The organism is Streptomyces atroolivaceus (assembly GCF_000717025.1).
Lineage (GTDB): Bacteria > Actinomycetota > Actinomycetes > Streptomycetales > Streptomycetaceae > Streptomyces > Streptomyces atroolivaceus.
Window position 1 is genome coordinate 66,526 of sequence record NZ_JNXG01000002.1, and the last position, 18,050, is coordinate 84,575.

The following is an 18,050-nucleotide window of genomic DNA, read 5'->3' on the forward strand; positions in this document are numbered from 1 at the left end:
CCGAAGGACAGAACACCATGTGTGGAGCACAGGCCGGCGGCCCCGACGCTTCGACGATCAAGCCGGGCGAGACGACCATCCAGGGCAGCGTGACCCGCGACGGCGAGCCCGTCACCGGCTACGTCCGTCTGCTGGACTCGACCGGTGAGTTCACCGCCGAGGTCCCGACCTCGGCGACCGGACAGTTCCGCTTCTACGCGGCCGAGGGCACCTGGACGCTCCGCGCCCTGGTACCGGGCGGCACCGCCGACCGTACGGTCGTGGCGCAGACCGGTGGCCTCGCAGAGGTCGCCATCGCCGTGTAGTCCGCGCGCACATACGGCCGGAGGGCCGCACCCCAGGGGGTTGGACGCCACCTGGACAGGGGTGCGGCCCTTCGCGCCGTCCGCCCGGCCCCGGCTCAGCCCCGGCTCCGCCCGGCATGCGCTTCCTCGCCGCGGAGCCCTACGCTGGAGACATGTACGCCCGGCGCAGGCGCGCCTATTTCCTGATGATGGGCGGATGCCTCTTCCTCTTCGTCTCCGCCTGGGCCTTCGTGCGGCTCTGGTCCGTACCGGCGGCCGTGGCGATGTGCGTGGTCGCCATGGTCATTCCGCCCGTCGCGGCGGTCGTCGCCAACCGCCGGGGTCCTGAGGACCGTTGGTGGGACGACGCCGCCTCGCCGGACGCAGGGTCCGACGAGTCCCGGCAGCCACGGCGGGAGTCCCGGCCCCGGTCGCCCAGGGAACAGCCCACGGGTGACCCGACGTCGGACGCGTGGTGGGACGAGCTCGACGGCAGGAACCGCCGCCGGTAGCCCGGCGGGGTCTCCGGACCAGTACCGGCAGGGTCTCCGGGTCAGTAGACGAGGGCCTGGGTGCCGTCCGTCATGGCCTCCTGCACGAAGACCTGGGCGCCGGCGATCCGCACGCCCTCCAGCACGTCCTTCTCCGGGATGTCGCGGCGCGCCGCACACTGGGTGCAGAGCGTGATCCCGCCGCCCGCGAGGACCGAGTCGATCAGATCGGGCAGCGGCGCGGCGTGCGGCAGTTCGAATTCGGCGGCGCGTCCCGGAAGGGCGAACCAGGCCGACTCGCCGGTCAGCCACAGCGAGACCTCCACCCCGCTGGCGACGGCCACGGCCGCCACGGTGAAGGCCTGTGAGCAGCGCTCGGGGGAATCGGCTCCTGCGGTCACCTTGATCACGAGCTTCTTCGGCATGTACCGACTGTAATCCCCGGCCGGACGACCTCCCCTGTGACCTGTGGGTCAGTTGTGTGCGCGGGTAATGGAACCCGCTCCCTGGTGATCCCGCTCGCCGGGACGGCCGAACCCTCCTTCGACGAGGAGTGGTCCGCGGCGGACGGACCGGAGTGCACCACGGCGCACGTGTACTCCGAGCCCGAGCCCTACGGGGCCGAGCAGGTCCGCCACGCCTACGTGCTGGCCGGGGACACCGTCGCCCTGGTCGTCCACGGGCGGAAGGGCGCGGCCGGCACGGAGACGGTTCCGTTCCACCAGACCGTGGTCCTGCAGAACCAGCTCCTGGGCTGAACCGGCCGCGCCCGGGGGAAACCCCGGACCGCCGTGCCGGGCCCCCACCCATTAGGCTGGGGGCCCGGCCGCCTGCTGCCGTCACGCCGTTCGTACCGAGGAGCTCCCGTGCTTGAGGTTTTCTTCTCCGCCCTGCTGGTCCTGGTCTGCGTCGGCGTGCTCGCCTTCGCCGCCGTGACCGTGAAGAAGCTGTACCAGGGCCAGCGCTGACCCTCGCCGAACACTTTCCGTACACCCTCACAGATCGTCTGAGCCGCTCATGATCGAGATTCCGTCCGACCTCCACCCGGACCTCGTGCCGCTGGCCTTCCTCCTCGGCAACTGGGCGGGTGCGGGCGTCGCCGACTTCCCCGGCGCCGAGAAGTGCAACTTCGGCCAGGAAGTGACCTTCAGCCACGACGGCCGTGACTTCCTCGAGTACGTCTCGCACTCCTGGGTGCTGGACGCCGACGGCAAGCAGGTCAAGCCCCTCGAGTCCGAGTCCGGCTACTGGCGCATCGACAAGGACCGCAAGGTCGAGATCGTCATGGTCCGCGACCAGGGCGTCGTCGAGGTCTGGTACGGCGAGCTGGCGAAGCAGAAGCCGCAGATCGACGTCGTCACCGACGCGGTGGCCCGCACCGCCGCCTCCGGCCCCTACAGCGGTGGCAAGCGTCTCTACGGCTATGTGAACAGCGACCTGATGTGGGTCGGCGAGAAGGCCACCCCCGACGTGGAGCTGCGGCCGTACATGTCGGCGCACCTGAAGAAGGTCGTCACCCCGGAGGAGGTCGCCGCGATGGCGAAGAGCCTCGGGGACATGCCCGACGACGGCATCGCGTTCTTCAAGTAGTCGGTCCCGGGCCGGCCGACGGGCCCGCCCGCCCGTGTCCGTCGGGCCCGTGCTCACCCCGCCCTACACTGGGGCTGTGGTGAGCACCGACTGGAAGACCGATCTTCGGCAGCGTGGCTACCGGCTGACGCCCCAGCGTCAGCTCGTCCTGGAGGCCGTCGACACCCTGGAGCACGCGACCCCCGACGACATCCTCTGCGAGGTGCGCAGGACGGCGTCGGGCGTGAACATCTCCACCGTCTACCGGACCCTCGAGCTCCTCGAGGAGCTCGGGCTGGTCAGCCACGCCCACCTCGGGCACGGCTCCCCGACGTATCACCTGGCCGACCGCCACCACCACATCCACCTCGTCTGCAGGGACTGCGCGGACGTCATCGAGGCGGACGTCGACGTGGTCGCCGACTTCACGGCGAAGCTGCGGGGCGCGTTCGGCTTCGAGACCGACATGAAGCACTTCGCGATCTTCGGACGCTGCGCCGACTGCACCGCGAAGGCCGGTGAGGCGGCGGCCGCGGCCGGACCGCCGGAGGGCCCCGACAGCGCCGGGTAGTCCGGGCGGCGCGGGTCGTACGCTGGTCGCATGAAGAGCCCCTTGCTGTCCCTGCCCGGCGCCGTCCCCGCCGAGGGGCGCGACGAAGGCGTCGCCGCGCACTACGGCGACCTGTTCCGTGAGCAACGCGCCCTCGCCGACGGCAGCGGCCTCGTCGACCTCTCGCACCGGGGGGTCGTCACGGTCACCGGCGACGACCGGCTGACCTGGCTGCACCTGCTGCTCACCCAGCACGTCAGCGACCTGGCGCCGAACCAGGCGACCGAGGCGCTGATCCTCTCCGCCAACGGCCACATCGAGCACGCCCTCTACCTGGTCGACGACGGCACGACGGTGTGGATGCACGCCGAGCCGGAGACCCGGGAAGCGCTGGTCGCGTACCTGGAGTCGATGAAGTTCTTCTACCGGGTCGAGGTCGCCGACCGCACCGAGGACTTCGCCGTCGTGCACCTGCCGGCCGGTTCGATCGCCCAGGTCCCGGACGGAGTGGCCGTCCGGGAGACGGCACACGGCCGCGATCTCTTCCTGCCCCGGGCCGAGCTGGAGACGTACGCCGCCGCGCACGGCCCGGTGGCCGGGATCCTGGCGTACGAGGCGCTGCGCGTCGAGGCGCACCGCCCGCGCCTGGGCTTCGAGACGGACCACCGCACCATCCCGCACGAACTGGGCTGGATCGGCAGTGCCGTGCACCTCCAGAAGGGCTGCTACCGCGGCCAGGAGACCGTCGCCCGTGTCCACAACCTGGGGAAGCCGCCGCGCCGGCTCGTCTTCCTGCACCTCGACGGCAGCGAGGTGCACCTGCCCGGTCACGGGGCGCCGGTCCGGCTCGCCGCGGACGGGGAGGAGGGCCGTCAGCTCGGTTTCATCACGACCTCGGCCCGCCACCACGAGCTGGGGCCGATCGCCCTGGCACTGGTGAAGCGGAACGTCGCGGTGGACGCGGAACTGCTCGCGGGTGACACCGCTGCGGCCCAGGAGACGGTCGTCGAGCCGTAGAGCGGCCACGCGCGGGCGGCCTGCCGGGCCGCCCGCGCCGCTACACCTCGACCAGCACGGTGAACGGGCCGTGATTCGTGAGCGAGACCCGCATGTCCGCCCCGAACCGGCCCGTCTCCACCCGCGCGCCGAGCGCGCGCAGCTGCGCCACCACCTCGTCGACCAGCGGCTCGGCGACCTCGCCCGGCGCGGCGGCGTTCCACGTGGGCCTGCGGCCCTTCCTGGCGTCCCCGTAAAGAGTAAATTGCGAGATCACCAGCAACGGCGCGTTCACGTCCGAGCAGGACTTCTCGTCCTCCAGTACGCGCAGGGTCCAGAGCTTGCGGGCGAGCTGCGCCGCTTTCTCCCTGGTGTCCCCGTGGGTGACTCCCACCAGCACACACAGTCCCTCGCCGACGATCTCGCCGACCGTCCCGGTCCCCGACGGATCGTCCGCGGCGCCCGCCACGGTGACGCTCGCACCGTCCACTCTCTGTATCACTGCACGCATACAGACCAACCTATCTTGGGCCGAACGGGTACAGAGCACCTGCGTGAACACCCTGCGTAGTGGCACCATGCACGATGTCGGTGTGCCGACGCACCGGTCGAGGGGACGGAACATCATGACGACACGTGGAACCGGGCCATCACCCAGGGCCGTACCAGGGACACGCACAGCCGCCGGCTTGCGGCCGCCGGTGCAGCGGACCGTTGCCGCGCCCGGCCAGCTGCCCGCCCTGCCCGTACAGCTGCCCGGAGCGGTGTCCGTGCCCGGCCAGACCGGGGGCGGTGCGGTCGAAGGCCTGGCGTCCGTCCGTCCACAGCCCGAATTCGGCGGGCTGCGGCTGCCGGATCTGCGCACCCTGCGCCGCGACGCCCAGCGCGACGAGGCGGACCTCAGTTACGTACGCCGTCTGGTGCAGGGCCGGATCGACATCCTGCGGGCCGAGCTCGCCCGTCGGGTGGACCCCGAGTCGCCCGTCGTGGACCGGCTCTCGGAGATCCTCGCCGACACCCCGTCGGTCCACCGTTCCTCCGCGCGGCACGTCACCCTCACCACCCCGCGCAGCGACGAGTACCGGCAGCTGGCGGCGGACACCCTCGCCGAGGTCGAGCTCTCGGATCTCGACGCCCGTACGGACGAAGAGCTGCTGACCGCCATGGCGCGGCTCGTCCGCTACGAGCAGCAGGTGTCTAGGCGCCGTCACCGGCTCCAGCGGACCGTCGACGATTGCAGCGCGGAGATCGCCCGCAGGTACCGTGACGGGGAAGCACAAGTAGAGGACCTGCTCGCCTGAAGCGACCCTTCCGGGGGTGGGTCACGCCCGCCCCCGGAAGGCCACCCGCCAGCATGACGTCCTCCATAGCCCCGTCCCCGTCGCCGTCCTCCGCGCCCGTGCTCCCGGTCCTGGCCGAGGTCGTGCGGTCCGGCTTCACCGAGGGCCACCACAGGGGGTCGCTGGTCGTCCTGGCAGCGGACGGAAGCGTCGAGCTCGCGCTCGGCGACCCGGCGGCCCCGGTCTTCCCGCGCTCGTCCAACAAGCCGATGCAGGCCGCCGCGATCCTGCGGGCCGGGCTGGACCTCTCGGGGGAGCGGCTGGCACTGGCCGCGGCGAGCCACTCGGGTGAGGACTTCCACCTCGCCCTGGTGCGCACGATGCTCGCCGAGCACGGGCTGGAGGCCGGCGATCTGCAGACCCCGCCCGACCTTCCGCTGGACCCGGTCGAGGCGGAGGCCTACCTCGCCGCCGGGGGCGTGCGGGAGCCCCTCACCATGAACTGCTCCGGCAAGCACGCGGCGATGCTCGCCGTCTGCGTACGCAACGGATGGGACACGGCGTCCTACCTCGACCCGTCCCACCCGCTGCAGCGGCTGGTCGGCGAGGTCGTCGCGGAGGCGGCGGGCGAGCCCGTCGCGGCGGTCGGCACGGACGGCTGCGGGGCACCGCTGATGGCGATCGGGCTGGTGGGCCTGGCCCGTGCGTTCCGCGCCTTCGTGCTGGCGGAACCGGGCACGGCGGAACGCCGTGTCGCGGACGCGATGCGGGCGCACCCGGAGTACGTCGCGGGCACGCGGCGGCCGGACACCTGGCTGATGCGGGAGGTGCCGGGAACGCTCTCCAAGATGGGCGCGGAGGCGGTCCAGGCGGTGGCGCTCCCCGACGGCAGGGCCCTGGCCTTCAAGATCGACGACGGGTCCATCCGCGCCCTGGGCCCGGTGCTGGCCCGCTCCCTCGAACTGCTGGGCGTCGACGCCCCCGTGGTGTCCCGCATCGGGCGGGCGCCGCTGACGGGCGGCGACGCGGTGGTGGGCGGTATCCGGGCGGCCTTCTGAGCGAGGGCGGGGCCGCCGGGGCCCCGTGCCGGCCCGGAAATACGGGCGACATCCCGAACGCCCTGTGCCTAGCGTGGCCGCATGAGCCTTGATCGACGTACCGTCTCCGAAGCCGACTTCCCCGACTGGCTGCGGGCCGTGGGCACGGGGTTCCTGCGCTCGGCGTCGGCACCGCCGCCGGAGGAGGAGGTCGCGGTGCGCCTGGCCCACACCGATCTCAGCCGCCTCCAGGGCGTGTTCGACGCCGGGCGCTGTGTGGCCACCTTCCGGTCGTTCGCGCAGGAACTGACCGTCGTCGGGGGCGCCAAGGTGCAGGCCGACGCGGTCACCGCCGTGACGGTGTCGCCCACGCACCGCCGGCGCGGGCTCCTCAGCAGGATGATGGCCACGGACCTGGCGGCCGCGAAGGAGCGGGGCGACGTGGTCGCCTCGCTGATCGCCGCGGAGTACCCGATCTACGGGAGGTACGGCTTCGGGCCGGCGACCTGGACCGCGGAGTGGGAGATCGACGTCCCCCGGGCCGGCCTCGACCCCCGCGCCCCGGTCCCCTCCGAGGCGGACGGCGGCCGGATCGAGCTCGTCGACGGCGCGGACGTGCGCAAGCTCGGCCCGGAGCTCCACGGCCGTCTCGCGGCCCGGCAGCACGGCGTGGTCTCGCGTGACGAGCGCTGGTGGCAGCGCGGCACCGGGGTGGACGTCCCGTCGTTCGAGTCGTGGACGGAGCCGTTCTACGCGGTGTACCGGTCGGCGGACGGCGGGACGGACGGGCTGATCGCCTACCGCGCGGACGACCACTGGGGCGACGGGAAGCAACCCCTCAACAAGGCGACGGTGGCCGGCATGCTCGCCGTGACGCCCGCGGCGGAGCGCGCGCTGTGGCACTTCGTCTGCTCCATCGACTGGATCACCACGGTCCGCTCGGGCCACCGCGCGCCCGACGACGTACTCCCCCTCCTCCTCCCGGACCCCCGGGCCGCCCGCATCGTCACCCAGGCGGACTGGTTGTGGCTGCGCCTACTCGACATCCCCAGGGCCCTGGAGGCGCGCACGTACGCGACCGAGGCCGCCCTGGTCGTGGACGTGCGGGACGCCACCGGTCTGGCGGGCGGCCGTTTCCTGCTGGACGTCTCACCGTCCGGCGCCTCCTGCGTCCCCACGACACGGGACGCCGACCTCACGCTGGACGTGGCGGAGCTCGGCGCGCTCTACCTCGGCGACGAGTCACCGGTGCGGCTGGCCGCGCTCGGCCGGCTCGACGAGCACCGGGCGGGTGCGGCGGCCACGGCGGACGCGGTGTTCCGGACGCCACGGCGGCCCTGGTGCCCGGACGTGTTCTGATTCCTCTGTCATGACGGGTTCGGCAGGGTCCCGGTCGCCGAGGTGACGGCGGCGGCCGGTCTCACGCCTTCGCGCTGCTGAGGAACGGGCTGCTCATGCCTCTGCCCGGATGAGCCCGAACGGCTCGTGCAGGTCGGCCGGTTCACTGAAACGTACGCCGGTCATGCCGAGGGCGACCGCCGCGTCGACGTTCTCCCCGCTGTCGTCCACGAAGAGGCACCGGTCCACCGGCACCCCGGCGCGCGCGCGGTCCGGTCGCTGTCCGGTCCCGTCACCGTCCGGTCCCGTCACCGTCCGGTCCGGTCGCTGTCCGGTCCCGTCACGTCCAGGGCCGTTCCGTAGAGCCTCGACACCCGGATCCGGATGACCACGCGGTGCTCGGCCACCGCCTTCTCCAGAAAGGCGCGTTCCTCCGCCGGGTCGTCGAAGCCCGGTGTCAGGGAGAGGAGTTCCCGGCCGACCGGGTCGCCGGGCTCCACGGTCGGATCCGATACCTCCGCCGTGCCCTCGGCGACGGCGAACGACCAGACGTCTCCACCGTCGACATGCAGGGAGGCGTGCGGGTTCCGCTGCAGGATCCGGGGCTTGAGGCGGCCTTCGGTGGACGAGATGCGCAGGACGCGTTCCTCGTCGTCCCACCGGTAGAGCACGGTCGACAGGTGCGGGTGACCCGTGGAACGGACTGCGGCGAGCACTCCGAACTGCTGTTCCCGCAGGATCCGGGAGAGCGCCTGGTCGGTGAGACGGCGGGGAGTGGGCTCACTCTTCGGTTCCGCGGTTTCCATGAAGCGCACCCTTCGGTATGCGGAATGCAGGGTCCCGCGACGGAGGGGGCGGGGCGCGACGGCCGTCGGGCTGCTCCTGCCGGGCGGGGCGGATGCCGTGACCGTAGCAGATAGTTTTGTTGCAGACTATATTTCGGTGGCGCCCGAGACGGTCACCGTTGCCCCTGGCGGGCCCGGCGGACCGGCCGGGGGCTCTCGGCGGGAGTGGCCAGGTGGCCCGTGGCCAGCTGGGTCAGGGTGCGCAGCAAGGCCTCGCGATCGGTGCCGGGCAGTGCCGCCAGTGCTTCCCGGTGCACGCGGTCGACGATCTCCTGGCTCCGCACGGCGATCCGGGCGCCCTCCTCGGTGACGGCGATGATCCGGGCCCGCCGGTCGCGGCCGGAAGGCCGCCGCTCTGCGAGCCCGGCGCTCTCCAGGGCGTCCACGGTCACCACCATCGTGGTCTTGTCCATGTCGCCGATCTCCGCGAGCTGGATCTGGGTGCGCTCCTCCTCCAGCGCGTGGACCAGGACGCAGTGCATGCGTGCGGTCAGGCCGATCTCGGACAGTGCCGCCGCGATCCGGGTGCGCAGGACGTGGCTGGTGTGGTCGAGGAGGAAGGACAGGTCGGGTGCCGTGCGGGCGGGCGTCAGAGCGGTCATGGCGGCCAGCGTAACAATTCGTACCGTGGCAGATCGTCCGCAAAGGAACTTCAGTTCGGCAGCTCCGGCCTGACCAGCGCCCTCGCGAACGGCTCACCGGACCTTCTCGCGTACGCCGTCCGCTCCTTCACCTCGCGGAGTGTGCGCGGGCGGTAGCCCGGGCCGCCGCAGCAGCTCTTGTGGAAGCGGACGCCCGCGTGCAGGAGCACCGAGAGCGTGCGCCACGCCGCCGTGTCCCGTCGGCGAGGGGCCGCGAAGGCCGATCCGACATGGATCAGCGTCCCGGCGCACCGGGGACAGACGCGGACTCCCCGCTCGCTGTCGTAGGGCTGCTTGTACGAGGCCCGGCACGGCAGGCAGACGTACGAGGTCTTCGAGGGGGGCATGGGGCCAGGGTAGGGCGCGGGCCCCCGCGGTTCGACCCGTTAACGCGGCCCCGCCCGGCGTCCGCACTCAGGCCGTCGGTGGCCCGGCGCCCGGCCTGCGCGGCCCCGCCCGGCGTCCGCGCTCAGGCGGCCGGTAGCGACGCCCGGCCCCGGTCCGGCGTCCGCCTCCGCAGGCGCCCGACCCGGCGCCGTACGCCCGGTCCCGACGCGGGCGCTCCCACGGCGACGGCCCGTCAGCAGGCGTCCGGCGCAACCGGAGTCGGACCTCAGCCGCTCACGCAGCCGCCGTACGTCCTGGCCCTGCTCCCCGGTCTCCCGGAGGAGCCGCGCCTCGCCGAGGGGCCGCGCCTCGCCGAGGGGCCGCGCCTCGCCGAGGGGCCGCGCCTCTCCGAGGAGCCGCGCCCCGCCGAGGGGCCGCCCGCCGCCCAGGTGCTGGTCGTGGAGCACGCCCCCATGCCGTCCATTGCCTCACTCCAGTCAGAGGACGGGTGACGTGTTCCGTGTTCCGCGGGCATCACGCATCCCCTCCGGCTTCGCGGGCTGCACGCTCCACCCGCCCCCGGTGGGCCTCCCACCACGCCGCGTCACCCGTCGGGACGCTGCTGTTGCCCTCGCTCATCCCCACGGAGCCGTCGACGAGCTCCCGGAGGATGTCGGCGTGCCCGGTGTGCCGGTGGGTATCGGCGATCACGCGGATCACGGCGTGATGCAGCGTCACCTCGGCACGGTGGCTCGGCCACCACGGCACCCTGCCGACGGTCTCCAGCGGCAGCGCGTCGATCGTCGCGTCCGCGTGCGCCCACGCCCGGCGGTAGAGCCCGACGAACTGCTCGCGTGGCTCGTCGGCGGTGGCCCACATGTCCGCGTTGGGCTCGGCCCCCTCCTCGACCCACGGCAGCGGCTCCCCGGACGGCCGCCCGAAGGTGTCGCCGAGGTAGCCCAGTTCCACACTGGCCACATGCTTGACCAGGCCCAGGAGATTCGTGCCGGTCGGCGTCAGGGGGCGTCGTACGTCGTACTCCGAGAGCCCTTCCAGCTTCCACAGCAGGGCGTCGCGGGCCGACTGCAGGTAGAAGTGGAGATCGGCCTTGGCGTCAGGTGTCGTCATGGCGCCGAGTCTGCCGCTCACACGGTCTCCGGGTCCCGCCTGTTCGTCCGCGGGGCACGCTGCGGTGTACCGGGGCCGACCTCTGAACGCGGCCCGCCACGCGGGGGATGGAGGGGGAGCTGCCCTCCTCGGGCCCGCGTCCGCCCGGTGGCCGGGCGGACGCGGGGCCCCCGGCCCTTCAGCGGCGGCCGAGCAGCTCGGTGATCCGGGTGAAGCCGTCGGCGCCGTGGCCCTGGCCGATGGCCCGGCGGGCCAGACCCTCTGCCGCGCGCATCACGCCCGCGTCGATCCCGTGAGCCTCGGAGGCGTGGACGATATGGGCCATGGACGACGCCGCCGAAGTCAGGGGGTTCGTCTCGCCGGAGAACGATCCGGCGTCCACCTCCTCCGCGACCTCTCCGAAGATCGGCGGGAGGATGGCGCCGATCCCCTGGGCGAACGGTGCCAGCTCCCGTGCCGTGACCCCTTCCGCCCGCGCCACCGCCAAGGCGTGGGCATAGCCCGTCATGGCCGTCCAGAAGATGTCGAGCAGGGCGACGTCGTATGCGGCCGCCCGGCCGATCTCCTCACCGAGGTGGGTGTGGGTGCCGCCCAGGGCCTCCAGGACGGGCCGGTGCTCCTGGTAGAGGTCTTCCGGGCCACTGTGGATGAACACCGCGTCCGGAGTGCCGATGGTCGTGGGGGGCGTCATGATCGCGCCGTCCAGGTAGCGGACACCGTGCTCGGCCGCCCACGCCGCGGTGGCCCGGGCGCGGTCAGGGATGTCCGCGGTCAGGTTGACCACCGTGCGCCCCTTGAGCGCGTCGGCGACGGCGTCGCTCCGCAGGACGCTGTCCGCCGCGTCGTAGTTCAGCACGCAGACCACGGTCAGGCTGCTCGCGGCAACAGCTTCCTCGGCCGTCCGTGCGCTGACGGCGCCCCGCGCCACCAACGCACCGTCCCGCCCCGGAGTCCGGTTCCAGACGGTGGTGCGCAGGCCGGCCTCCAGGAACGCGCCCGCCAGGGCCCGGCCCATCGGCCCCAGGCCGAGGACGGTTACGGCAGACTGTTCAGGGTGCAAAGGCATGGTTCGACTCCGTAGAAATATGGTCAAGTGCCGCTTGATGGGGGAGATGTGACGCGCAGTCGTGCTCAACAGCCGGAGGTCTGCGGCGTGACCGCCGCGATCGACGTGATCGACGGCAAGTGGAAGACCGCCCTGCTCTGGCTGCTGGAATCCGGCCCGTCCCGCCCCGGCGAGCTGCGCCGGAAGCTGCCGGGCCTCAGCGAGAAGGTGCTGACTCAGGCACTCCGCGAGATGGAGGCCGACGGGCTCGTGCACCGGGAGGTGCACGACGTACTTCCACTGAAGACCCTGTACTCACTGACCGGGTTCGGCCGGGAGCTCTCCGATGCGTTGGCTCCCCTCTCCGACTGGGGTCACCGACGCCTCGAGAGGCTCACGGACGCCCGTTCGGCTTCCTGATACCCCGCCCAGCCACCTCGCGTCCCCTCCGGCCCCGGCGGCCCTTCGGCCGCCTCCACCAGGATCGGTCCGGCTCCGGCCGGCGCCAAGTACCCACAAAAAAGTGGTTACCGCGGGAGGGCGGGGCTCCGCAGGGCGGTCGTCGTCGCTCCCGCATCACCAGGGCTGACGGGCGAGGTGTCCGTTCCCAGGAGATCTGCATGGATGAAGCGCCTGCCTGACAACCATGACTGCCCCGATCCAGAAGTACCTGCCGCTCGTCGCCGTGCGGGCCGGGTGCGGATCGCTGCCGGCCGGCGATGACGATTCCGGCGACGGTCATGGCGTGGAACACTTTTGCAAGCAGACGCTTGCAATAGTTAGCAAACGTGGTGCACTATCGGTCCATGGCATCACTCAACGTCGGCAATCTCGGCGAGTACCTGCGTGAGCAGCGGCGTACGGCGCAGCTCTCCCTGCGGCAGCTCGCCGACGCCGCCGGGGTGTCCAATCCGTATCTCAGCCAGATCGAGCGCGGTCTGCGCAAGCCGAGCGCCGAGGTGCTGCAGCAGGTCGCCAAGGCCCTGCGCATCTCGGCCGAGACGCTCTACGTGCGGGCCGGGATCCTCGACGAGCGGGAGCGGGAGGAGCTGGAGACGCGGGCGGTCATATTGGCCGATCCGTCGATCAACGAGCGGCAGAAGAACGTGCTGCTGCAGATCTACGACTCCTTCCGCCGTGAGAACGGTTTCGATGTCGTGCCCGACACCGGCGCCGAGGTCCACGAGGCCGCCGGTGCGGAGAGCAGAATCGATGCCGACGCGGACGGCGGTACCGGTGACGCGAACGGTGCCCGTCCCGATGCCCGCGGCCCCCGTAAGGCCGGCGGCAGTGATGCAGACCCACCAGCGAACTGACTTCTGATGATCCGGGAGGACCACAGTCATGGCCATCACCGATGACCTGCGCAAGACCCTCACCGACCCCACCCCCCTCTACTTCGCCGCCGGTACGGCCGACCTCGCCGTGGAGCAGGCGCGCAAGGTCCCGGCTCTGATCGAGCAGCTGCGGGCCGAGACCCCCGAGCGGATCGAGGCGGTGCGCAACACCGACCCCAAGGCCGTGCAGGAGCGCGTCACCACGCAGGCCAAGGAGGCTCAGGCCACCGTGCAGGCGAAGGTGACCGAGGTCTTCGGGGCGCTGGACACCGACCTGAAGAAGTGGGGCGAGAGCGCCCAGGACCTGGCGCTGCGCAGCGTGGGCGTGGCCGCCGAGTACGCCGTCCGGGCCCGTGAGACGTACGAGAAGGTCGCCGAGCGCGGCGAGCAGACCGTGCGCACCTGGCGCGGCGAGACGGCCGACGAGATCATCGAGATCGCCGCCGTCGTCGAGGCGGAGCCGAAGTCCGTGCCGAAGCAGAAGTCGGAGGCGGCGGCGAAGCCGGTGACTCCCGCCAGGCCGGCGACCTCCGCGAAGCCGGTGGCCCCCGCCGCGAAGAAGCCCGCGCCCAAGGCCGCCGAGTCCAAGGCCGCGCCCGCCGCACCGGCGAAGAAGCCGGCGCCCGCGCGCAAGCCCGTGGCCAAGAAGACCCCTCCGTCCGCGAAGTAGGCGGAAGCGGTTCCAGGAGTGACGGAAGAACGGGCCGGGCACCTTTGGGGGTGCCCGGGTCGTTGTCCCGGTACCTTGGCCGCGAGGCGCTCATCCACTCACTAGGCGGTGCTCACCGTGTTGCTCGAAGCATTCGGCTCGTTCCTCCAGCTGCTGTACCTGGCCATGCTCGTCCTGGCCGTGGTCGCGCTGGTCTTCGCCGTGACGGCGCGCGAGGACGCCTACCGGGCCGCGGACAAGCAGAAGAAGTCCTTCTGGCTGATCATCCTCGGGGTCACCGTCTTCGTGAACCTCGTCATCCCGATCCTGTTCCTGCAGATCGCGGGTGTCATCGCGTCCATCGTCTTCATGGTGGACGTCCGGCCGGCGATCAAGGCCGTGTCGGGCGGCGGCGGCCGCCGCGGGGGCTCCAGCAGTGACGGACCGTACGGCCCCTACAACGGCGGGCGCTGAGCGCCTGCCGACGAGACGGCACCGGGGCGGGAGCGCGAGGCGCTCCTGCCCCTTCGGCGTATCCGGGCCTCGTCGCGTTCCAGCAGCAGGACCGCCACGTCGTCGGTCAGCTCGCCGCCGTTCAGCTCCTGCACCTGGGTGACCGCGGACTCCAGCAGCGCCTCGCCGCCGAGCCCCTGGTCCAGCCGGCCGTTGACCATCGCGACCATGCCGTCCTGGCCGAGCCGCTGGGTCCTCTCGGGGCCGACACGCCCCTCGATCAGCCCGTCGGTGTACATCATCAGGCTCCAGGAGCCGCCCAGCTCGACCTGCCGGCGCGGCCAGCGGGCGTGCGGCAGCAGGCCGAGGGCGGGGCCGCCGTCCTCGTAGGGGAGCAGGTGCGCCGCCCGTCCCTGGCGGGCGATCAGCGGCGCGGGGTGGCCTGCGATGCACAGGCCCGCGCGGCGGCCGTCGGGGGCGATGTCGACGGTGCAGAGCGTCGCGAAGATCTCCTCGCTCTGCCGTTCGTGCTCCAGGACCTGCTGCAGCGTGGAGAGCAGGTCGTCGCCGCAGAGCCCGGCCAGCGTGAGCGCCCGCCAGGCGATGCGCAGCTCGACGCCGAGCGCCGCCTCGTCCGGGCCGTGCCCGCAGACGTCGCCGATCATGGCGTGGACCGTGCCGTCGGGTGTGCGGACCGTGTCGTAGAAGTCCCCGCCGAGCAGGGCGCGGCTGCGGCCCGGCCGGTAGTGGGCGGCGAAGGCGAGGTCGGAGCCGTCGAGGAGCGGGGTGGGCAGCAGCCCACGCTCCAGCCGGGCGTTCTCCTGCGCGCGCAGCCGGGACTCGGTCAGCTGGTGCTGGGCGATGTCCGCGCGTTTGCGCTCGACGGCGTACCGGATGGCGCGGCTGAGGAGTCGCCCGTCGAGCTCGCCGCGGAAGAGGTAGTCCTGGGCCCCGACCCGCACGGCCTCGGCGGCGCGCTCGGCGTCGTCCTCCGCGGTGAGGGCGAGGACGGCGTGGCGCGGCGCGATGCGCAGGATGTGCTTGAGGGCGGCGAGCCCGTCCGGGCTGCCGGTTCCGTCGTTCGGGCCGTCGGCGCGTACGCCGGCGGGCAGGGCGGCCGCCTCGAGGTCGAGGTCGAGCAGGATGCAGTCGACGTCGTCGGTGAGCAGCCGGCCGGCCTCGGTGAGGTTGCGGGCGGTACGGACGCGGACCCGTGCCCCCGTGGTGGACGACAGCTCGGGGACGGCGAAGTTGCCCGCAGGGTCGTCCTCGATCACCAGGAGTGTGAGGTCGGCGCCGTGAGTGGTCTCCGCAGCGGGTACGGCACGTTGCTGCGGTACGGGTACGGGCATCGGTTCGGGTTTCCTTCCCTCCCCCCGAGGGCGCGGCGGACCGACGAACGACGACCCGCCGACGGGGACGATAGCGGTCCGCGGCATCGGAACGGAATGGCGCCCGGAGATCATCCTCCGTCATATGCGCGGCCATAAGCCGCGTCCCGCCACGGATCCGGCGTGATCGGCGCACACGAAACGGACATGAGGTCATGACGAACATCACGCGCGCGACACGTGGCGCACACATACACGCGTCCACGGGCGCACGGAGCGGTGTCTGTCACGCGGTGGGGTCACGTGGCCCCGTCACACGGTCGGGTCACGCGGCTCCGTCACACGGTCCGGTCACGCGGCCCCGTCACGCGGCCCCGGCTCGCGGTCCGGTCACGCGCGGGCCGTCAGCAGCCCCCGGTACGCGCGGGCCGTCAGGCCCCCGTCACCGGCCCGGCGGCCGCCTCGCGGCGGCTACTTGTCCGGCCGGACCACACCCAGGATCCGCATGGAGCCCGCTCCCGCCAGCGTGACGTGCCGGCCGGGCCGGGGGGCGTGCACGATCAAGCCGTCCCCGACGTACATCCCGACATGGCTGGCGTCACCGTGGTAGATGATCAGGTCGCCGGGCCGCACGTCCTGGACGGGGATGCGGGGCAGCTGCCGCCACTGCTCCTGGGAGGTGCGGGGGATCGGCTGCTTCGCCGCCGCCCAGGCCTGCGAGGTCAGCCCCGAGCAGTCGTACGACCCAGGGCCTTCGGCTCCCCATACGTACGGCTTGCCCATCTGGGCGGTCGCGAAGGCCAGCGCCTGCTTGCCGGCGGCGCTCGCCTCGCGGTTGATGTCCTTGAGCGCGCCGGAGGAGAGCCAGGCGGCCTGTGCCGTGGACGCGGCGTCCTGTTCCAGCTCGAGGAGCCTGGCCTGCTCGTCCTTCGCCAGCTCGGACTCGAGCTTCTCCGCCGCCGCGATCTGCGCGTCGATGCTCTTCTTGGACTTGGCCTGCTTGACGCGATTGGCCTCGATCTTCTCCCAGTTGAGGTTCGCGTCCTTCGTGTACGTCTCCAGGTCCTCCTGGGCCTGCTCGAGTTCGGTCAGCATGCCCTTGGTGGCCTGCTGGCCCTGCCGGGCCTGGTTGATGCCGTCCATGAAGAGGTCCGGGTCGCCGCTCAGCATCAGCTGTGCGCCCGGGGGGAGTCCGCCGGTGCGGTACTGCTCCCGGGCCTGGGCGCCCGCCCTGTCCTTCAGTTCGGCGATCCGCGCCTCACCGTCGGTGATCGCCTTGGTCAGGCGGGCGATCTCGCCGGACTGCTTCTCGGCCTGCTCCTCGGCGAGGTTGTACGCGTCGGTGGCGGCCCCGGCCTTGCGGTAGAGGGTGTCGATCTCCTCGCGGACTTCCTCGAGGCTCTTCTTCGCGGCGGCGGGAGCGGTGGCCGTCGGGCCGGGCTCGGGGACCGGAGCGGCCATGGCCTGGACCGGCGCGGTCAACAGGGCCAGCGCGCAGACCAGAGTGATCGCGGCAGTGGCACAGTGGCGTCGGTTCACAGGCTCCCCCTCCGGGCGAAAGGCAACGAAAGCCGCATCGCTCACATCTGACTTACCGTCAGTAACGTTTGTATGACGACGCGATCGTGCCACGGTGTCCCGTAAAGCAACAGAGGTCCGCGTCATCCTCCCCGTCACACAAGGGGACGAACGGTGATCCGGAGGTGTTCCCGGAACGGCCCCCGGCGGTCGTCCGTCGCCCGGCGCGGCTCACGATCCGGCGCTTTTGGCCCCGCTCACCCCGTGCCAGGCCGCAGGGCCGCCCAGCGCACCGTGATCTCGCCCTGCCGCCACCGCCGTACGCCGTCCGTCACGGGCCAGTCCACGGAGACCGCCCGCGCCGCCGCGATCCAGCGCTGCCGCGCGCCCAGCGACGCGTACGGCGAGGCCGCGGCCCAGGCCCGGTCGAGGTCGCGCAGGAAGGCGTGCACCGGTTCGCCCGGCACGTTGCGGTGGATCAGGGCCTTCGGGAGGCGCTCGGCGAGGTCCGAGGGGCGCTCCAGCGAGCCGAGCCGGGTCGCGAAGGTGACGGTGCGCGGCCCCTCCGGGCCGAGCGCGACCCATACGTGCCGACGGCCGATCTCGTCGCAGGTGCCCTCGACCAGGAGCCCTCCGGGCGCGAGCCGGGCGCACAGCCGCTGCCAGACCGCGGCGACCTCGCCCTCGTCGTACTGGCGCAGCACGTTCGCGGCCCGGATGAGGGCCGGCCGGCCCGCCGTGGGGATCTCGAAGCCGCCGTGCACGAAGGTCAGGCCCTCCCGCTCGTACGGCTGGGCCGCCGCGACCCGCACCGGGTCGATCTCGACGCCGACGACGGCCGTGCGCGGTTCGGCGGTGCGCAGCCGTTGCAGCAGTTCGACAGCGGTCCAGGGCGCGGCGCCGTAGCCGAGGTCGACCGCGACGGGTGAGTCGCTGCGGCGCAGGGCGGGCCCGTGGGTGGCGGCGATCCAGCGGTCCATGCGGCGCAGACGGTTCGGGTTGGTCGTCCCGCGGGTCGCGGTGCCGATGGGGCGCTGGTGCATGGAAGGGAGCGTATGCGAATCACCCGCGGGCACACGCGGAGCCGCAGGGCGACGGGTGGCCTCCGGCACGCCGGAAGGGACCGTAATACTTTGGCAAAACGGAAATGAAAGGCTGGATTCCACTGTTCTGGCTCTTCGAGGGGACCGTGTGCCCCGTACGTGTCATGCCCTGAGCGAGGAGGAGCGGA

At 72.3% G+C, this 18,050-nt stretch carries 24 protein-coding genes and 1 pseudogene; 14 read left to right on the forward strand and 11 right to left on the reverse strand.

Annotated elements, in window-relative coordinates; genetic code table 11:
- The first annotated feature begins 17 nt into the window (after positions 1-17).
- Together OO67_RS03440 and OO67_RS03445 are read left to right on the forward strand one after the other, a co-directional pair.
- Positions 18-305: a DUF1416 domain-containing protein gene (locus OO67_RS03440; protein WP_014154938.1), complete on the forward strand. Its 288-nt coding sequence runs from the start codon at positions 18-20 to the stop codon at positions 303-305.
- A gap of 152 nt (positions 306-457) precedes the next feature.
- Positions 458-796, forward strand: a complete 339-nt coding sequence (locus OO67_RS03445; protein WP_033297090.1) for a DUF3099 domain-containing protein — start codon at positions 458-460, stop codon at positions 794-796.
- Positions 797-837: 41 nt separating this feature from the next.
- Here OO67_RS03445 and OO67_RS03450 read toward each other — a convergent pair whose 3' ends face one another.
- A complete protein-coding gene (locus OO67_RS03450) occupies positions 838-1,200 on the reverse strand; it encodes a DsrE family protein (RefSeq protein ID WP_033297091.1) in 363 nt (120 codons plus the stop codon).
- 84 nt (positions 1,201-1,284) lie between these two features.
- Here OO67_RS03450 and OO67_RS03455 point away from each other — a divergent pair, with 84 nt between their 5' ends.
- From OO67_RS03455 to ygfZ, 4 genes are all read left to right on the forward strand, one after another.
- Positions 1,285-1,533 (forward strand): hypothetical protein, encoded by a 249-nt coding sequence (locus OO67_RS03455; RefSeq protein ID WP_033297092.1) that lies wholly within the window; start codon positions 1,285-1,287, stop codon positions 1,531-1,533.
- A 259-nt stretch (positions 1,534-1,792) separates the two neighbouring features.
- Positions 1,793-2,365, forward strand: coding sequence for a heme-binding beta-barrel domain-containing protein (locus tag OO67_RS03465; protein WP_033297095.1), 573 nt, complete (start codon positions 1,793-1,795; stop codon positions 2,363-2,365).
- 76 nt (positions 2,366-2,441) lie between these two features.
- Positions 2,442-2,915 (forward strand): Fur family transcriptional regulator, encoded by a 474-nt coding sequence (locus OO67_RS03470; protein ID WP_033298645.1) that lies wholly within the window; start codon positions 2,442-2,444, stop codon positions 2,913-2,915.
- Between the two features lie 30 nt (positions 2,916-2,945).
- On the forward strand, positions 2,946-3,911 hold the full coding sequence (gene ygfZ / locus OO67_RS03475) for a CAF17-like 4Fe-4S cluster assembly/insertion protein YgfZ (protein ID WP_033297096.1): 966 nt from the start codon (positions 2,946-2,948) through the stop codon (positions 3,909-3,911).
- 40 nt (positions 3,912-3,951) lie between these two features.
- On the opposite strand, the gene dtd is transcribed toward ygfZ, so the two are convergent.
- Positions 3,952-4,401, reverse strand: coding sequence for a D-aminoacyl-tRNA deacylase (dtd, locus tag OO67_RS03480; RefSeq protein WP_033297098.1), 450 nt, complete (start codon positions 4,399-4,401; stop codon positions 3,952-3,954).
- Between the two features lie 115 nt (positions 4,402-4,516).
- Here dtd and OO67_RS03485 point away from each other — a divergent pair, with 115 nt between their 5' ends.
- The 3 genes from OO67_RS03485 to OO67_RS03495 all read left to right on the forward strand — a co-directional run bounded on the left by OO67_RS03485 (position 4,517) and on the right by OO67_RS03495 (position 7,566).
- Positions 4,517-5,191: an RsiG family protein gene (locus tag OO67_RS03485; RefSeq protein WP_033297100.1), complete on the forward strand. Its 675-nt coding sequence runs from the start codon at positions 4,517-4,519 to the stop codon at positions 5,189-5,191.
- 53 nt (positions 5,192-5,244) lie between these two features.
- Positions 5,245-6,228 (forward strand): asparaginase, encoded by a 984-nt coding sequence (locus OO67_RS03490; protein ID WP_033297101.1) that lies wholly within the window; start codon positions 5,245-5,247, stop codon positions 6,226-6,228.
- A gap of 81 nt (positions 6,229-6,309) precedes the next feature.
- Entirely contained in the window at positions 6,310-7,566 is a 1,257-nt protein-coding gene (locus OO67_RS03495; RefSeq protein WP_033297102.1) for a GNAT family N-acetyltransferase, read from the forward strand.
- Positions 7,567-7,659: 93 nt separating this feature from the next.
- On the opposite strand, the pseudogene OO67_RS03500 reads toward OO67_RS03495, so the two are convergent.
- From OO67_RS03500 to OO67_RS03515, 4 genes and pseudogenes are all read right to left on the reverse strand, one after another.
- Positions 7,660-7,812: pseudogene (locus OO67_RS03500) on the reverse strand (HAD-IA family hydrolase); the annotation flags it as partial.
- 41 nt (positions 7,813-7,853) lie between these two features.
- Entirely contained in the window at positions 7,854-8,351 is a 498-nt protein-coding gene (locus OO67_RS03505; RefSeq protein ID WP_033297104.1) for a TIGR03618 family F420-dependent PPOX class oxidoreductase, read from the reverse strand.
- 152 nt (positions 8,352-8,503) lie between these two features.
- Entirely contained in the window at positions 8,504-8,992 is a 489-nt protein-coding gene (locus OO67_RS03510; protein ID WP_033297105.1) for a MarR family winged helix-turn-helix transcriptional regulator, read from the reverse strand.
- 50 nt (positions 8,993-9,042) lie between these two features.
- Positions 9,043-9,378 carry a hypothetical protein gene (locus tag OO67_RS03515; protein ID WP_033297106.1) on the reverse strand — a complete coding sequence of 112 codons (336 nt, stop codon included), beginning with the start codon at positions 9,376-9,378 and terminating at the stop codon, positions 9,043-9,045.
- A gap of 78 nt (positions 9,379-9,456) precedes the next feature.
- On the opposite strand from OO67_RS03515, the gene OO67_RS40765 reads away from it, so the two are divergent.
- On the forward strand, positions 9,457-9,870 hold the full coding sequence (locus tag OO67_RS40765) for a hypothetical protein (protein ID WP_033297107.1): 414 nt from the start codon (positions 9,457-9,459) through the stop codon (positions 9,868-9,870).
- A gap of 22 nt (positions 9,871-9,892) precedes the next feature.
- Here OO67_RS40765 and OO67_RS03525 read toward each other — a convergent pair whose 3' ends face one another.
- Both OO67_RS03525 and OO67_RS03530 read right to left on the reverse strand, forming a co-directional pair.
- Positions 9,893-10,486 (reverse strand): DinB family protein, encoded by a 594-nt coding sequence (locus tag OO67_RS03525; RefSeq protein WP_033297108.1) that lies wholly within the window; start codon positions 10,484-10,486, stop codon positions 9,893-9,895.
- A gap of 178 nt (positions 10,487-10,664) precedes the next feature.
- Positions 10,665-11,552, reverse strand: coding sequence for an NAD(P)-dependent oxidoreductase (locus OO67_RS03530; RefSeq protein WP_033297109.1), 888 nt, complete (start codon positions 11,550-11,552; stop codon positions 10,665-10,667).
- Between the two features lie 48 nt (positions 11,553-11,600).
- Between OO67_RS03530 and OO67_RS03535 the strand changes: the two genes are divergently transcribed.
- From OO67_RS03535 to OO67_RS03550, 4 genes are all read left to right on the forward strand, one after another.
- Positions 11,601-11,951 (forward strand): winged helix-turn-helix transcriptional regulator, encoded by a 351-nt coding sequence (locus OO67_RS03535; RefSeq protein ID WP_033297111.1) that lies wholly within the window; start codon positions 11,601-11,603, stop codon positions 11,949-11,951.
- A 386-nt stretch (positions 11,952-12,337) separates the two neighbouring features.
- Positions 12,338-12,847, forward strand: a complete 510-nt coding sequence (locus OO67_RS03540; RefSeq protein WP_033297112.1) for a helix-turn-helix domain-containing protein — start codon at positions 12,338-12,340, stop codon at positions 12,845-12,847.
- A 28-nt stretch (positions 12,848-12,875) separates the two neighbouring features.
- Positions 12,876-13,538, forward strand: coding sequence for a hypothetical protein (locus OO67_RS03545; RefSeq protein WP_033297114.1), 663 nt, complete (start codon positions 12,876-12,878; stop codon positions 13,536-13,538).
- A gap of 117 nt (positions 13,539-13,655) precedes the next feature.
- Complete coding sequence (locus OO67_RS03550) at positions 13,656-13,991, forward strand: DUF2516 family protein (RefSeq protein WP_033298647.1); 336 nt, start codon at positions 13,656-13,658, stop codon at positions 13,989-13,991.
- Here the strand turns inward: OO67_RS03550 and OO67_RS03555 are convergent.
- The 3 genes from OO67_RS03555 to OO67_RS03565 all read right to left on the reverse strand — a co-directional run bounded on the left by OO67_RS03555 (position 13,973) and on the right by OO67_RS03565 (position 17,862).
- Complete coding sequence (locus OO67_RS03555) at positions 13,973-15,322, reverse strand: PP2C family protein-serine/threonine phosphatase (RefSeq protein ID WP_033297115.1); 1,350 nt, start codon at positions 15,320-15,322, stop codon at positions 13,973-13,975. The genes OO67_RS03550 and OO67_RS03555 overlap by 19 nt on opposite strands.
- Positions 15,323-15,772: 450 nt before the next feature.
- Positions 15,773-16,840, reverse strand: a complete 1,068-nt coding sequence (locus tag OO67_RS03560; protein WP_033297116.1) for a C40 family peptidase — start codon at positions 16,838-16,840, stop codon at positions 15,773-15,775.
- Positions 16,841-17,076: 236 nt separating this feature from the next.
- Positions 17,077-17,862, reverse strand: a complete 786-nt coding sequence (locus tag OO67_RS03565) for a class I SAM-dependent methyltransferase (RefSeq protein WP_033297118.1) — start codon at positions 17,860-17,862, stop codon at positions 17,077-17,079.
- Positions 17,863-18,050: the final 188 nt, after the last annotated feature.

Excerpts from the sequence above, each read along its gene's own strand:
- OO67_RS03440 (WP_014154938.1), top strand. The coding sequence starts at position 18 with ATGTGTGGAGCACAGGCCGGCGGCCCCGACGCTTCGACGATCAAGCCG.
- OO67_RS03445 (WP_033297090.1), top strand. The coding sequence starts at position 458 with ATGTACGCCCGGCGCAGGCGCGCCTATTTCCTGATGATGGGCGGATGC.
- OO67_RS03450 (WP_033297091.1), bottom strand. The coding sequence starts at position 1,200 with ATGCCGAAGAAGCTCGTGATCAAGGTGACCGCAGGAGCCGATTCCCCC.
- OO67_RS03465 (WP_033297095.1), top strand. The coding sequence starts at position 1,793 with ATGATCGAGATTCCGTCCGACCTCCACCCGGACCTCGTGCCGCTGGCC.
- ygfZ (WP_033297096.1), top strand. The coding sequence starts at position 2,946 with ATGAAGAGCCCCTTGCTGTCCCTGCCCGGCGCCGTCCCCGCCGAGGGG.
- dtd (WP_033297098.1), bottom strand. The coding sequence starts at position 4,401 with ATGCGTGCAGTGATACAGAGAGTGGACGGTGCGAGCGTCACCGTGGCG.
- OO67_RS03485 (WP_033297100.1), top strand. The coding sequence starts at position 4,517 with ATGACGACACGTGGAACCGGGCCATCACCCAGGGCCGTACCAGGGACA.
- OO67_RS03490 (WP_033297101.1), top strand. The coding sequence starts at position 5,245 with ATGACGTCCTCCATAGCCCCGTCCCCGTCGCCGTCCTCCGCGCCCGTG.
- OO67_RS03495 (WP_033297102.1), top strand. The coding sequence starts at position 6,310 with ATGAGCCTTGATCGACGTACCGTCTCCGAAGCCGACTTCCCCGACTGG.
- OO67_RS03505 (WP_033297104.1), bottom strand. The coding sequence starts at position 8,351 with ATGGAAACCGCGGAACCGAAGAGTGAGCCCACTCCCCGCCGTCTCACC.
- OO67_RS03510 (WP_033297105.1), bottom strand. The coding sequence starts at position 8,992 with ATGACCGCTCTGACGCCCGCCCGCACGGCACCCGACCTGTCCTTCCTC.
- OO67_RS03515 (WP_033297106.1), bottom strand. The coding sequence starts at position 9,378 with ATGCCCCCCTCGAAGACCTCGTACGTCTGCCTGCCGTGCCGGGCCTCG.
- OO67_RS03525 (WP_033297108.1), bottom strand. The coding sequence starts at position 10,486 with ATGACGACACCTGACGCCAAGGCCGATCTCCACTTCTACCTGCAGTCG.
- OO67_RS03530 (WP_033297109.1), bottom strand. The coding sequence starts at position 11,552 with ATGCCTTTGCACCCTGAACAGTCTGCCGTAACCGTCCTCGGCCTGGGG.
- OO67_RS03540 (WP_033297112.1), top strand. The coding sequence starts at position 12,338 with ATGGCATCACTCAACGTCGGCAATCTCGGCGAGTACCTGCGTGAGCAG.
- OO67_RS03545 (WP_033297114.1), top strand. The coding sequence starts at position 12,876 with ATGGCCATCACCGATGACCTGCGCAAGACCCTCACCGACCCCACCCCC.
- OO67_RS03555 (WP_033297115.1), bottom strand. The coding sequence starts at position 15,322 with ATGCCCGTACCCGTACCGCAGCAACGTGCCGTACCCGCTGCGGAGACC.
- OO67_RS03565 (WP_033297118.1), bottom strand. The coding sequence starts at position 17,862 with ATGCACCAGCGCCCCATCGGCACCGCGACCCGCGGGACGACCAACCCG.